The sequence below is a fragment of the uncultured Lutibacter sp. genome, assembly GCF_937891065.1.
Classification (GTDB): Bacteria; Bacteroidota; Bacteroidia; order Flavobacteriales; family Flavobacteriaceae; genus Lutibacter.
The window spans coordinates 14,943-27,922 of the sequence record NZ_CALAEQ010000045.1; the positions used below are offsets into that span (position 1 = coordinate 14,943).

Below are 12,980 nucleotides of genomic sequence, written 5' to 3' on the forward strand. Positions count from 1 at the left end.
AAATGCTCAAAAAAGGAAGTTGTTTTATAATTATTTTCACCTTTTTAGTTAATAGTGGTTTAATTTATGGACAAATAGAACAAGAATACCTTGGTGTTATTAAATTAAATGATTCATCCTTTATCTCTTATAGAATAAACTTGCTAGAAAATAATAATTTAATTTCTGGTTATTCAATTACTGATATTGGTGGAAATCACGAAACAAAATCTAATATAACTGGCTCTTACAGTAGTAAAAATAATACTTTTTCATTTAAGGAAGTTGGAATTATTTATACTAAATCTCAAATAGATGATTATGATTTTTGCTACATTCATTTTAATGGAAAAATGAACAATGTAAATTCTAATAAAAATATAGAAGGCGACTTTGAAGGACGTTATAATGATGGAAGCACATGTATAAATGGAGAAATTAAACTTAAGAATATCATTAAAATAGAAAAGAAAGCTGTAAAAATTGATAAACTAATTCAAAAATCTAAATCAATAGATAAGGATATAAAATCTAGTGTAAGTGTTGTTCAAACCTTAGATTCCTTAAAAATGAACATCTTAAAACCTGATCAAAATTTGACTATGTTCTCATCTTCCTCTGCACTTAAATTATCTATTTTTGATGCTGGAAAAGTTGATGGAGATAAAATAAATATTTATGTGAATGATACAATTTTTCTAAAAAACTATATCGTCAGTAAAAAAACGAAAAACCTTATAATTCCATTAAATTCAAAAAAAACATCTATCAAGGTAATTGCTTTAAATGTTGGAAGTATTTCGCCAAATACTGCAAAAATTGAAATTACTGATCAAAAAAATACTATTAATACATTAACACGTTTAAAAACAGGTGAAAAAACTTTATTAACTATTATAAAAAATAATTAATTCTTTTTCCATCGTTCTAATTTTGGAATTCCTTTAGAGAAATAACCAGCAAATAACTTCATAAAACCGCCCATTTCTCTTATTTTTTCTTTTACAAAAGCTTGCATTTCTTCTGCGGTTATATCTGGTTGTAAAAATTTACCATCTTCATAACAGTAGCTGCAATACATATTACTTGGCAGGCCATCAGCATTTTTACCTCCGCCAACTCCTTTTGGGTCTTTATTTAATGGCATTGCACAACTTTGACAATTTTTATATTTTTTCATATGTTTATAGTTATTGTTATTTCCCTTTTTTCACTATATATATACCTCCTCCAAATAGAATTACTGCCAATCCTAAATAAATATAACCTTCTTCTTTGCCTGATTTATCAGACACATCTATATTTAGATCTAATAATTTAACTGATACTGAACTTTCACTTATTTTATTAATTCCAGTATAGCCTAAAAATAAGCTTACTATAATTAATACAATTCCTATAATTTTATTTGTATTCATTTTTAATATTTTTTTTTCTAAAAAAAATTTAACTTATTTGAACCTGAAAAACCCCAAATAACTTTGGATCCATTTTTATATTTTTCTACTATTGAATTAGCAAAAGAAGCAGATTTAAATGGTTTTAGTAAGTAATGAAAAGCTTGTTATAATTTTAAATTATCTCCAACGGGTAATAAATATAATTCTTTTTTAGCCTTTGCAAATTTATCAAAAGCTTCAATATGATTAATTTTTATATAATCAAAAGTATCAAAATGATAGCCTAAAACTTTATTACAATTTAAAAATGCACTTGCTTTAATTGCTTCTTCTACTCCCATTGTAAAATTATCTCCAACTGGTAAAACTGCTAAATCAAGTTCCCCAATAATTTCAGGAATTAATTTCATATCATATGTTAAAGCGGTATCCCCAGCAATGTATATTCTATGATGACTTGTTTCTATCACAAATCCTCCTGGTTGCCCACCATAAGTTCCGTCAGGGAATGAACTAGAATGAATTGCATTTGTATAGTGTACAGTCCCAAAATCAAAGGTCCATTTTCCTCCATGATTCATAGGATGACCATCAATCCCTAAATTGCCAAAATAAGATACAATTTCATAATTAGAAATTACTTTTGCTCCAGTACGTTTTGCTATTGCTTCAACATCTAAAATATGATCTTGATGTGCATGTGTTACTAAAATATAATCTGCTTGAAGTGTATTTATATCTATTTCTTTTGCTAATTCATTTCCAGAAATAAAAGGATCTATTAATAAAGTTTTGTCTTTTGTTTCAATACTAATACATGCGTGCCCTAAATAAGTTATTTTCATATTTGTTATATTTTAGTTGGTTTACTGCAATTTACTAAAATTAATTCAAAAAAAAACCACGAAAAATTAATTTTCGTGGTTAACAAACAAATAAAAAATTGAATAAAAAACTAAAATTTATATTTAATATAAGTGGTAAAATTTCTACCTGGTTCATAAATTTTTCCAGAGAGGATATCAGAGTTGCTATAGGAGAAATTTAAGTGCTCATAGTACGTTTTATCAAATATATTTAACAATGCTGCACCAATTGAAAGCCCTTTATATGGCTCAAATCCAACACGTAAATCTAAAGTTCCAAATCCTGGAGTTTCTTGTTCCATATAGGAAGCTGCAATTCTACTTTGACTAGCTACTAAACGTGAACTTAAAGCAATCCAAAAATTATCTTCTTCATATTTCGCTCCTAAATTTGCCATAAATGGAGGAATATGAGCTAATGGTTCATTAAAATCTTTATTTTCTGCTTGTGTATAAGAAACATCTGAAGTGAATGTTAATTTATCTGTTGCTTTGTAATTAAAAGTGAATTCAACACCTGTTTGTGAAGCTTTGTCAATATTAATAAATTGCTTAGCAACTATTGGAGGTGTGGTAGGCATAAATTTTCTTGGAATATCTTCATTTACAACAGGCAGAATATAATCAGTTAAGAATGAATAAAAAACACTTGCACCAACCTCAATTGAATTAAAATTTTTAACAAAAGATAACTCTATTTGAGTATTTACCTCCGGTTTTAAATTTGGATTCCCTACATATTCATATGGATCTACACCAACATTAAAGTGATTTATATAGCGCTCAATCATTGAAGCTGTTCTAACTCCTCTTCCTAATGCTAATTGCGTTTGAAATCCATCCTTTTGATATTTAGCCGATACATTTGCACTTACATTAACTTCAGTTTTATCAGCAATTTCACCACCATATAAAGCTACAAAATCATCAGCTGGATCATCAATTGCAGTTGAAATAAAATCGGATCTAATACCTGTTGTTAAAGTAGTATAATCAGATATATTAAATTTCCCTTCAGCAAAAACACCTATATCATTTAAACTGGCATCTTGCCAAATTTTATCAGTAAAAGTTTTTGGAGTTGGTAAAGGCATTCCGTTCATTACTTTTACAATTCTAGTTCTATTTCCTTCTCTACCAATTAAATTAGCATCAATTCCTGTGAAAATTTTTGAATTATCAGAAGGTCTTAATACCAATTCTGCTTTACCACCATAAGTCCAAACTTCTACTGGAGAACTTGAATCTGTCATTTTAAAATTTGGTCTTCCCTCATTAGTCATTAAATGATCTACATAAGAGTGAAAAACTTTCGTTGAAAAACTTTCAACTTTTTCTGATATTTCTTTCCACTTATAATCAAAACCTATTAAAAAACTATCATCATAAGGTGAATCCATTGGTAAACCTGCATGTTTAATATCTCTTCCAAAAGATTGTCTCCAACTTAACTGTAATCGCTGATTTTCCGTTGGATTTAACCCTACTTTTAATGAATAATCTGTAGTTTTAAATGATGAAGGAACTTCAGTTCCATTTCCATCTTTATAATCTCCAAAATCTCTGTAAGAACCATTAAAAAGAATGTCAAATTTATTATTCACATATAACATTGAAGCTCCTGTAACAAAATTATCACCATTTGTTTCATATCCACCTTCAACACTTCCGTGAAATCCTAATTGACCTTTTGTTGGATTTTTTGAAACTAAATTAATAATTCCTCCAAAATTTTGTCCAAAACGAACAGTAAACGGTCCTTTTACAATTTCAATTTTCTCAATTTCTTCAGGAATCATGTGTGTTGTAATTGGATCCATTCTATTTGGACAAGCATTCAACACTTTCATACCTCCATCATATTGAATGTTTAATTGCTCATATTTAAATGAACGAAACACAGGTTCTGAAGCATATCCTCCTTTCTTTGTAATTCCAAAACCCTTAATATCTTTAAATAAATGCCCAACACTTCGTGGTTGACTTATTCTTTTTGAAGCATCATTAATTACAATTGATTGTGAAATATCTTGCAATGGATTTGCCGATACAATTATTTCATTAAGCTCAATTTGTGATAACTGTAATTTTATAATTAGTGGATTTTGAACTTCAGCAATAATTGTATTATAACTTATGTGTGAAATTTCTATTTTATCACCTTCGTTAGCTTCTATAACGAATTCTCCTTTTTCATTTGAAACTGAAAAAAGGTTGTTTTTCAAAACTTTGATTGTGGCATTTTCTATGGGATCATTTGACTTTTCATCAATAATTTTTCCACTTACTTTTACTGATTGAGCAAACGAAACTGTAGCAATTAGCAATACTAAACAAATTAGTAGTATATATTTTTTCATTTTGATTATATTCTATTTTTATTATGAATCCTTTGTTGTAACAACATGAGATTTTGTTACAAATACATAAACCTATTATTTTAAATAAGTTTAATACTATTACTTTTTATATATCTCTGCGAATATCTACATACAATAATTAGACACGCATTTTTATACAATACTATTTTAGTATTGTATATCGTATAAAAAAGTAATACTATATTAAGAATTTAATTGAGGTGGCTTTAATAAGGAATTATAATAAGTTTGTGTAGTGTTTTTATGAACAAAAAATTGTTCAAGGCGTAATTCTTTAAGGTCTTTTAATTGAAATGCATATTGATCTAATGGTGAAACTGGATATTTATCAAAATCAATTTGAGGTACAGTAGACTTATGCTCATGATTATTATGGTTAGCTTTTTTAATTTGTTTATCCAAATAACATTTCCCATTGCATTCTAAATAAGGTTTGTCTTTATTTTCACAAAGTACGGTTGCTATGTAATCATAATTGGCATGATACTCTATAATTGGAATCAACGGTCTAACCATTGCCAATAAATAGAGTAAATAAAAAAATATACCTAAAAATTGATTTTTCATTAACCACTTAATATTAAAAGATAAAAATATCCTTTATTTTTGATTTATATACAATTTTATCAAAATTATTTGGACAAAATTAAACCAATTCCAAATAAAAGAGAAAATAAAAAAGTACTTAAAGCTAATTTTTTTAATTCAGGATCTAAGAGTTTTGGTATTTTATTTTTATAAACAATTATAAAATGCCTATAAATAGGAATATATGCTATTATAAATAAAAACTGAACTGGTGATTTATAATGAACCATAGAATACAATAATGCAAACAAAAATGATGAAGTTAGTAAATAATAGTGATAATATTTAGCTAATTCACTTCCGATTTTTACCACTAAAGTTCTTTTACCTGATTTAATATCAGAATCCATATCTCTCATATTATTCAAATTCAAAACACCAATACTTAAAAATCCAACTGAAAAGGCGGGTAAAAAGATAGAATAATTTAATTGTTTTGTGTATAAATAATAACTCCCACAAACACTTAAAAGCCCAAAAAACAAGAATACAAATAAATCTCCAAAACCACTATAGCCATAGGCCTTTTTACCCATAGTGTATTTTATAGCAGCTGCTATGCTAATTACTCCTAGTATAAAGAAAATAAATAAATTTTTGAAATCATCTTTACCAAAAGATATATATATAAGTAGTAATGCCAAAATTAGGGTTAAACCTATTGAAATTTTAATTGCAGTTAACATTTGTTTTGGAGTGATAGCACCACTTTGAATTGCCCTTGCGGGTCCAACTCTTTCATTATTGTCTGTACCTTTTACGCCATCTCCATAGTCATTTGCAAAGTTTGATATAATTTGAAACCCAACAGTTGTTAATAACGCTAATACACAAACTAACCAATTAAAAAAACCTTGTGAAGCAGCAATAAAACTTCCTATAATAATTCCTGACACAGAAAGTGGTAAAGTTCTTAAACGTGCAGCTTCAATATAATTTTTAATCATGAATTTAAATAAAATGGCCTAAAAAAGATTATAGTTTATTAGCATTTGCAATAAGCTCAGCAATATCTAATACTTCAATCGTATCTTCTTTGTTGGTGATTTTAACCCCATCGGTCATCATTGTATTACAAAATGGACAACCAGTTGCAATAATATCAGGCTTCACTTCAATAGCTTGCTCTGTACGTTCAACATTAATTTCTTTTGTACCTTTTTCTGCATCTTTAAACATTTGAGCACCACCAGCTCCACAACATAAACCATTTGATTTACAATGTTTCATTTCAACCAATTCAGCATCTAGTTGCTTAATTAGCTCTCTAGGAGCTTCATAAATATCATTAGAACGACCTAAATAACAAGGGTCATGAAATGTAATTTTCTTTCCATTAAATTCACCACCTTCAATAGTAATTCTACCTTCATCTACCAACGATTTTAACAATTCCGTATGATGCATCACTTCATAAACACCACCTAATTCTGGGTACTCATTTTTTAGTGTATTGAAACAATGCGGGCAAGCAGTTACAATTTTTTTAACTTCGTAAGCATTTAATATTTCAATATTTGTCATTGCCTGCATTTGAAACAAAAACTCGTTACCTGCTCTCTTTGCTGGATCACCAGAACAGCTTTCTTCAGTTCCTAAAACAGCAAAATCAACATTTGCTTTATTTAAGATTTTAACAAATGCTTTAGTAATTTTTTTAGCTCTGTCATCAAAGCTTCCTGCACAACCTACCCAAAATAATACTTCAGGTTGTTTTCCTTGTGCCATCATTTCTGCCATTGTTGGTACGTTCATTCTAAAAAATATTTTAGTTATTTTATTCGTCTTTCCAATTTAATCTATCCATTTGATTGTACTGCCAAGGAGCTCCATTGTTTTCAATATTTGTCATCATCATATTTAATTCTTGCGGTGCAGCTGATTGTTCCATCACTAAATATCTTCGCATATCAATAATAATTGATAATGGATCAATGTTTACAGGACATTCTTCAACACAAGCATTGCAACTTGTACATGCCCACAATTCTTCAGGTGATATATAATCATTTAATAACTGCTTACCATCATCTACTAATTCTCCATTTTTACTGATGTTTTCCCCTACTTCTTCTAATCTGTCACGAGTTTTCATCATAATAGCACGGGGAGATAATTCTTTTCCCGTTTGATTTGCAGGACATGCCGAAGTGCATCGCCCACACTCTGTACACGTATAAGCATTCATTAACTGAACCCAATTTAAATCTGTAACATCACTTGCTCCAAATTTTCCAGGAACTTGGTTTTCAGCACCTTCTGGTACAGCAGCAAACGGATCTATATTAGGATCCATCATTAATTTCACTTCATTTGTAACAGCTTCTAAATTATTAAATTTTCCTTTAGCATTTAAATTTGCATAAAAAGTGTTTGGGAAAGCCAATAAAATATGAAGATGCTTAGAATAGTATAAATAGTTCAAAAACACCAAAATACCAGTGATATGAATCCACCAAGCGGAACGCTCAATAATATGCAAGCTTTCAGGTGCAAAACTATTAAAAAGTGGTGATAGAAATTGACTTATAAGGTTTCCGGAATTCATATCTTGAAAATGAACATCTGTAGCATTCATCAGTAAGAATAATGACATTAATACCATTTCAAAATACAAAATGTAAAGTGCATCATTTTTTGGGAATCCTTTCATTTCTTTATTCCAAAAACGAGGAATTCTAATAACCATTCTTCGAATCCAGAAAATAATTACAGTGATAAGTACTAGAAATGCAATTAATTCAAATGAACCTATTAAAAAATTATAAAAACCACCTAAAAAAGATAAAACTCTATGAGTTCCAAAAAGTCCATCTATTATTATTTCAATAACTTCAATATTTACAATAATAAAACCTGCATAAACAATAATATGTAAAACTCCTGCTATCGGCTTTTTCACCATTTTTGATTGACCTATAGCAACCATTGCCATATTTTTCCATCGAGCCTTCTTGTTATCTGATCTGTCAATATCTTTTCCTAGCTTAATGTTTCTAGTTAGTTTATTAATATTTTTTACAAAAAAACCAATTCCTAGAACTAATAGAATTGCAAATGCTATATTGTCAAGATAATCCATACATTTTGTTTATTGGTGACTCAATTTTTTATTTTATCTATAATTTTATTCTTTAATTTCTTCTTCAAGTTTATATCCTTTATCTTTTTTACCAAAAAGTGAAAAATGGACAAAACGCTTAGGATTTAATTTCATTTCACGTAATAACTCTTCTAATTCTTTTGACGAATTTGTTAAATTATTATACATTTCTTCATCGTTTAAAAGCTTCCCTAAAGTTCCTTCTCCTGCTTCAACACCCGCTAAAATTTTGTTTAAATTAATAATGGTAGTTTCTAGGTTTTTAACTGTCATTCCTAAGTTAGCATTTACCAATGTATCTGAAAGCTTAGCTAAATTAGCAGTCATTAATTCAGCGTTAGCTAAGGTGTTTCCTAACTTTTCTTCATTATTTTTAACCAATTTATCTACAGATTCAGAAATATTTTTAAAATTTATCATGGCTTCATTTAACTGCTCAATGCTAGATTTTAAATTATTTCTACTTTTAGTATTTAAAACATCTGTTAAACCAGTCATTAATGAATCTACACTCACAATTACGTTTTCAACTTTTGCTTGTAATGGATTTAATTTTTCAGTTACAGAAGAAAATATATCTGATTCTATTTGACCTAGTAAAAAATCACCTGGCTTTGCCATTTCTCCTTCATATGAGGGAACAATAGCTAAAGACTTTCCTCCCATTAAGCTAGCACTGTATATTTTGGCTATACTATTTTTTGAAAACTCAAAATCCGTTTCAACACTAAATTCAACAATTAACTGTCCTCTTTTCTCAGGGTCGCTATTGAAATCAATTCTAACAACTTTACCAACGCCAACACCATTAATTGTGACAACACTTGTTGTGCTTAATCCTTGAACATTATTATAGGCTGTTAAATATGTTTTTGAAGGGGCATCAAATAAATTAAGACCTTTCAAAAAATTAAAACCCCATATAAATAAGGCAATAACCGTAACCGCAACAATACCTGTTTTTACTTCTCTTGTAATTTTCAAAATAATACTATTTATAAGAGCAATATTACTAATTATTTACGCAAAATTGCTATGATTTTTTTAAAACATCATCTATAGATATATTCTTTCCATTTTTAAACGCTACTATAAAAGCTGAACTATATCCTTTTGATTTTGCCGATTTTTGAAATTCTATTATCTCTGAATAACTTGATGTTTCCCCAAAATAATATCTATAAATATTTCCAGCTTTAACCCGTTCAACATTTTTTAAGCCATTAAAATTATAGGAGTACGTTTCTAATTTTCTAGCACCTGCAGCTATTTGAACTTTAAATTGAATATTTTTGTGAATATTTTCCTCATTATCAGAAGTACTTGATTTTGGTTTATTATCAGCTACTACTTCAATCACAGAAGATTGTTTACTAGATTTTTCTGAGTTATTTTTAACAACATCATTATTTACAACTGTATTTAAAGTAAGTTGTTTCATATATTTAATAATATCGCTATAAATTGATTTTGAAAATTTTTGCTGACCAACTTTAGAATTTAAGAAAGGCCCTTCAACTTTATTTGATAGAAAACCTGTTTCAATTAAAACACTTGGCATATATGTTTGATGCAAAACTACAAAGCCAGCTTGTTTCACACCTCTATCTTTTCGTTTTAAATCTTCAGTAAAACCCTTTTGAATAATACTTGCTAACTGAATACTTTGATCTAAATATTCTTCTTGCATTAATGTTAGTCCAATAACAGACTCTGGTGAATTAGGATCAAAACCCTTATAATTTGTTTTGTAATTATCTTCCAATAAAATTACTGAATTCTCTGCTTTTGCAACTTCAAAATTTTGACGGTTTGCGTGAGTTCCTAATACCCATGTTTCTGAGCCATAGGCTTGTGAATTGTGAGCATTACAATGTATGGAGACAAACAAATCTGCATCTGCTTTATTTGCAATTCTTCCACGTTCCCATAAATCAACAAAAACATCAGTTTTTCTAGTGTAAACCACTTTTACATTAGGCTGTTTTTCCAATAATTCACCTACTTGCAATACAATTTCAAGTGCAATTTCTTTTTCCTTACTATTTTTATACCCAATTTTACCTGGATCTTTACCTCCATGACCTGCATCTAAAACAACAATAAAATCTTTTTTTTGAGCAAAAACTGAATAACTGTTTGAAAGAAACGCGACTAAAAATACGAAAATGTAACTTAATTTCGTTGTATCTTTAATTTTGGGAAAGAGTTGTGAGTTCATCAATTATTTTAATTATTTTTGCCGTTTGTTATTTGTGTGTTTCAAATATTAAGCCATACATTTACAACATCAATTAAGTGGTTGATTTATTAATAAGCTAATGTAAAAAAAGTTATGTTATCAGCACAATTTAAAAGGATTTTTTATAAAACATTTCATTATTAAAACATTTCATATAAATATATATTGTTCCTTTTTTTTGATTGTAGCTTTTAGCTTTATCAATTCAACTGTGTATTCTCAAGAAATTAAACAACCGTCTTTTAAAACTGAATCTGTTAATTTTAAAGATACGTTAAACCCAAGCATAAAAGACACCTTAAACATAAAAATAAAAGATTCATCAAATATTAAGGCTTTAGATACTTTAATTAAGCCAAAAGAACTTCTTGAAAGTATTATTGACCATTCAGCAGATAGTTTAATTAGACAAGATATAAAAAACAATAAAATTATATTATTTAATAATGCACACATACATTATAAAGATATAGATTTAACAGCCGGATATATTGAAATTGATAACAATACTAGTTTAGTTTGGGCTAAAGGAATTAAAGATACTATAGGAACTTATTCTCAACTTCCTGTTTTTAAACAAGGTAATGAAGAAACTACACAGGATTCAATTTCGTTTAATTTTAAGTCAGAGAAAGCTAAAATTTGGGGATTAAGAACTGAACAAAGCGGCGTTATTATAAAAGGTGAAGTCACAAAAAAAGAAAATGACTCTACCATCTATGTAAGTAATATTAAGTTTACTACCTCTGATAAAGAAAAGCCCGATTATTATATATCTACAAAAAAAGCTAAAATTGTTCCCAATAAAAAATTAGTTATAGGTTTAAGTAACTTAGTTATTCAAGATGTGCCTACGCCTTTATTTTTACCTTTTGCATATATCCCTTTAACCAAAGGAAGTGTTTCTGGCTTTATAATGCCTACTTGGGGAGACACTGCACAACAAGGCTATTTCTTACAAAATGGAGGTTACTACTTTGCAATAAATGATTATGTTGATTTAGCTGTTTTGGGAGATGTTTATACGAATGGAAGTTGGGGTTTAAGAACTGAATCTAGCTACTCCATACGCTATAAATTTAGCGGAAATTTCAGCTTTAGATATGAAAATTTAAAAAATAGCATTAGAGGATTTGATGATTTTTCAAAAACAACAAGTTACAATATAAGATGGAGTCATAGTCAAGATACAAAAGCAAGTCCAAATTCAAGATTCTCAGCTTCTGTAAATTTAGGAAGTAGTACTTATTATAAAGAATCATTAAATGAATTTAACACCAATTCATTTTTAAATAACACGTTGAGTTCTTCCGTATCATTTTATCAAAAGTTTGTTGGAACTCCATTTAATGTGTCATTATCTGCAACTCACTCTCAAAATACAAATACAAAAAGCATCACAATGTCTTTACCTTCAATGCAAGTGAATATGGATAGAATATATCCATTTACATCGAAGACTGGAGCAAAAACAAATGCTATACAAAAAACTGGTGTTACATACTCTTTAAAAGGAGATAATAGATTTGACACAACAGACGAATTTTTCTTCAAAAAAGAAATGTTTGAAACTGCCAAATCTGGATTACAACACAATGCCACTTTTAGTACAAATATGAAAATGTTGAAATATTTTACACTTTCACCAAATGCAAATTATAAAGAAGTTTGGTATTTTGATAAAATTAATAAAACATACAATGCCACAGAAGATATTATAGTTACAGATACAGTCAATAAATTTAGTGCTTTTAGAGAATATAATGCAGGTGTTTCACTTTCAACAACAGTTTACGGAATGCTTAACTTTAAAAAAGGAAGACTTCAAGCAATTAGACATGTAATGAGACCTTCTGTTTCTTATGGTTATCGTCCTGATTTTAGCTCATTTTATGAAGAAGTTCAACAAAGTGCAGATGAAAATGACGTGCTTGAATACAATCAATTTAGCAATGGAATATATGGTGGTCCAAGTAGTGGACTTTCAAACAGTTTAAGTTTTACTTTAAATAATACTTTTGAAGCAAAAGTGATGTCAAAAGATTCTACTAAAGTTGAACCTGAAAAAGTTACGTTGATTAATAATCTTAATTTTTCAACTAGTTACAATATGGCTGCTGACTCTTTAAAATGGAGCCCTGTTCGAATGACTGCTGGTACTGACCTATTTAATAAAAAGTTGAAATTAAACATAAATGCCACATTAGATCCTTACGCTCTAACAGCAGCTGGAAAAAGAATTAACACCTTTAACGTTAACAATGGTGGTAGTTTATTTAGATTAACTAATGCAGGGTTAACAATGAATTATGATTTGGCTAGCAGTAAATCTGATGGTAAAAATTCTAAACAACAAAATGCAGAAGCAAATAATTCGGATGGAATTTTTGGGCAAAACTTAAATAATAGTAACGATTTAGG

At 28.6% G+C, this 12,980-nt stretch carries 12 protein-coding genes; 2 read left to right on the forward strand and 10 right to left on the reverse strand.

Features of this window, described 5'->3' with window-relative positions; genetic code table 11:
• Nucleotides 1-2 precede the first annotated feature (2 nt).
• A complete protein-coding gene (locus Q0352_RS02705) occupies nt 3-890 on the forward strand; it encodes a hypothetical protein (protein WP_299523214.1) in 888 nt (295 codons plus the stop codon).
• Here Q0352_RS02705 and Q0352_RS02710 read toward each other — a convergent pair.
• From Q0352_RS02710 to Q0352_RS02755, 10 genes are all read right to left on the reverse strand, one after another.
• Nucleotides 887-1,159, reverse strand: a complete 273-nt coding sequence (locus tag Q0352_RS02710; RefSeq protein WP_299523217.1) for a zinc ribbon domain-containing protein — start codon at nt 1,157-1,159, stop codon at nt 887-889. The genes Q0352_RS02705 and Q0352_RS02710 overlap by 4 nt on opposite strands.
• Nucleotides 1,160-1,175: 16 nt before the next feature.
• On the reverse strand, nt 1,176-1,397 hold the full coding sequence (locus Q0352_RS02715) for a hypothetical protein (protein WP_299523219.1): 222 nt from the start codon (nt 1,395-1,397) through the stop codon (nt 1,176-1,178).
• A 146-nt stretch (nt 1,398-1,543) separates the two neighbouring features.
• On the reverse strand, nt 1,544-2,224 hold the full coding sequence (locus tag Q0352_RS02720; protein ID WP_299523222.1) for a metal-dependent hydrolase: 681 nt from the start codon (nt 2,222-2,224) through the stop codon (nt 1,544-1,546).
• A 110-nt stretch (nt 2,225-2,334) separates the two neighbouring features.
• Nucleotides 2,335-4,605 (reverse strand): TonB-dependent receptor, encoded by a 2,271-nt coding sequence (locus tag Q0352_RS02725; protein ID WP_299523225.1) that lies wholly within the window; start codon nt 4,603-4,605, stop codon nt 2,335-2,337.
• Nucleotides 4,606-4,809: 204 nt separating this feature from the next.
• Nucleotides 4,810-5,193, reverse strand: a complete 384-nt coding sequence (locus Q0352_RS02730) for a hypothetical protein (protein ID WP_299523228.1) — start codon at nt 5,191-5,193, stop codon at nt 4,810-4,812.
• A 65-nt stretch (nt 5,194-5,258) separates the two neighbouring features.
• Nucleotides 5,259-6,161, reverse strand: a complete 903-nt coding sequence (locus Q0352_RS02735; protein WP_299523231.1) for a 1,4-dihydroxy-2-naphthoate polyprenyltransferase — start codon at nt 6,159-6,161, stop codon at nt 5,259-5,261.
• A gap of 28 nt (nt 6,162-6,189) precedes the next feature.
• On the reverse strand, nt 6,190-6,969 hold the full coding sequence (locus Q0352_RS02740; protein ID WP_299523234.1) for a (Fe-S)-binding protein: 780 nt from the start codon (nt 6,967-6,969) through the stop codon (nt 6,190-6,192).
• A gap of 22 nt (nt 6,970-6,991) precedes the next feature.
• On the reverse strand, nt 6,992-8,296 hold the full coding sequence (locus Q0352_RS02745) for a 4Fe-4S dicluster domain-containing protein (RefSeq protein WP_299523237.1): 1,305 nt from the start codon (nt 8,294-8,296) through the stop codon (nt 6,992-6,994).
• A 45-nt stretch (nt 8,297-8,341) separates the two neighbouring features.
• Complete coding sequence (locus Q0352_RS02750) at nt 8,342-9,301, reverse strand: MlaD family protein (protein ID WP_299523240.1); 960 nt, start codon at nt 9,299-9,301, stop codon at nt 8,342-8,344.
• Nucleotides 9,302-9,350: 49 nt separating this feature from the next.
• A complete protein-coding gene (locus Q0352_RS02755) occupies nt 9,351-10,538 on the reverse strand; it encodes an N-acetylmuramoyl-L-alanine amidase (RefSeq protein WP_299523243.1) in 1,188 nt (395 codons plus the stop codon).
• A gap of 232 nt (nt 10,539-10,770) precedes the next feature.
• Here Q0352_RS02755 and Q0352_RS02760 point away from each other — a divergent pair.
• A partial coding sequence (locus Q0352_RS02760; RefSeq protein ID WP_299523247.1) for a putative LPS assembly protein LptD occupies nt 10,771-12,980 on the forward strand: 2,210 nt, incomplete at its 3' end.

What these genes read in the sequence shown, in the direction of transcription:
- Q0352_RS02740 (WP_299523234.1), bottom strand. Translation starts at nt 6,969, where the DNA reads ATGAACGTACCAACAATGGCAGAAATGATGGCACAAGGAAAACAACCT.
- Q0352_RS02725 (WP_299523225.1), bottom strand. Translation starts at nt 4,605, where the DNA reads ATGAAAAAATATATACTACTAATTTGTTTAGTATTGCTAATTGCTACA.
- Q0352_RS02705 (WP_299523214.1), top strand. Translation starts at nt 3, where the DNA reads ATGCTCAAAAAAGGAAGTTGTTTTATAATTATTTTCACCTTTTTAGTT.
- Q0352_RS02735 (WP_299523231.1), bottom strand. Translation starts at nt 6,161, where the DNA reads ATGATTAAAAATTATATTGAAGCTGCACGTTTAAGAACTTTACCACTT.
- Q0352_RS02745 (WP_299523237.1), bottom strand. Translation starts at nt 8,296, where the DNA reads ATGGATTATCTTGACAATATAGCATTTGCAATTCTATTAGTTCTAGGA.
- Q0352_RS02715 (WP_299523219.1), bottom strand. Translation starts at nt 1,397, where the DNA reads ATGAATACAAATAAAATTATAGGAATTGTATTAATTATAGTAAGCTTA.
- Q0352_RS02755 (WP_299523243.1), bottom strand. Translation starts at nt 10,538, where the DNA reads ATGAACTCACAACTCTTTCCCAAAATTAAAGATACAACGAAATTAAGT.
- Q0352_RS02710 (WP_299523217.1), bottom strand. Translation starts at nt 1,159, where the DNA reads ATGAAAAAATATAAAAATTGTCAAAGTTGTGCAATGCCATTAAATAAA.
- Q0352_RS02730 (WP_299523228.1), bottom strand. Translation starts at nt 5,193, where the DNA reads ATGAAAAATCAATTTTTAGGTATATTTTTTTATTTACTCTATTTATTG.
- Q0352_RS02720 (WP_299523222.1), bottom strand. Translation starts at nt 2,224, where the DNA reads ATGAAAATAACTTATTTAGGGCACGCATGTATTAGTATTGAAACAAAA.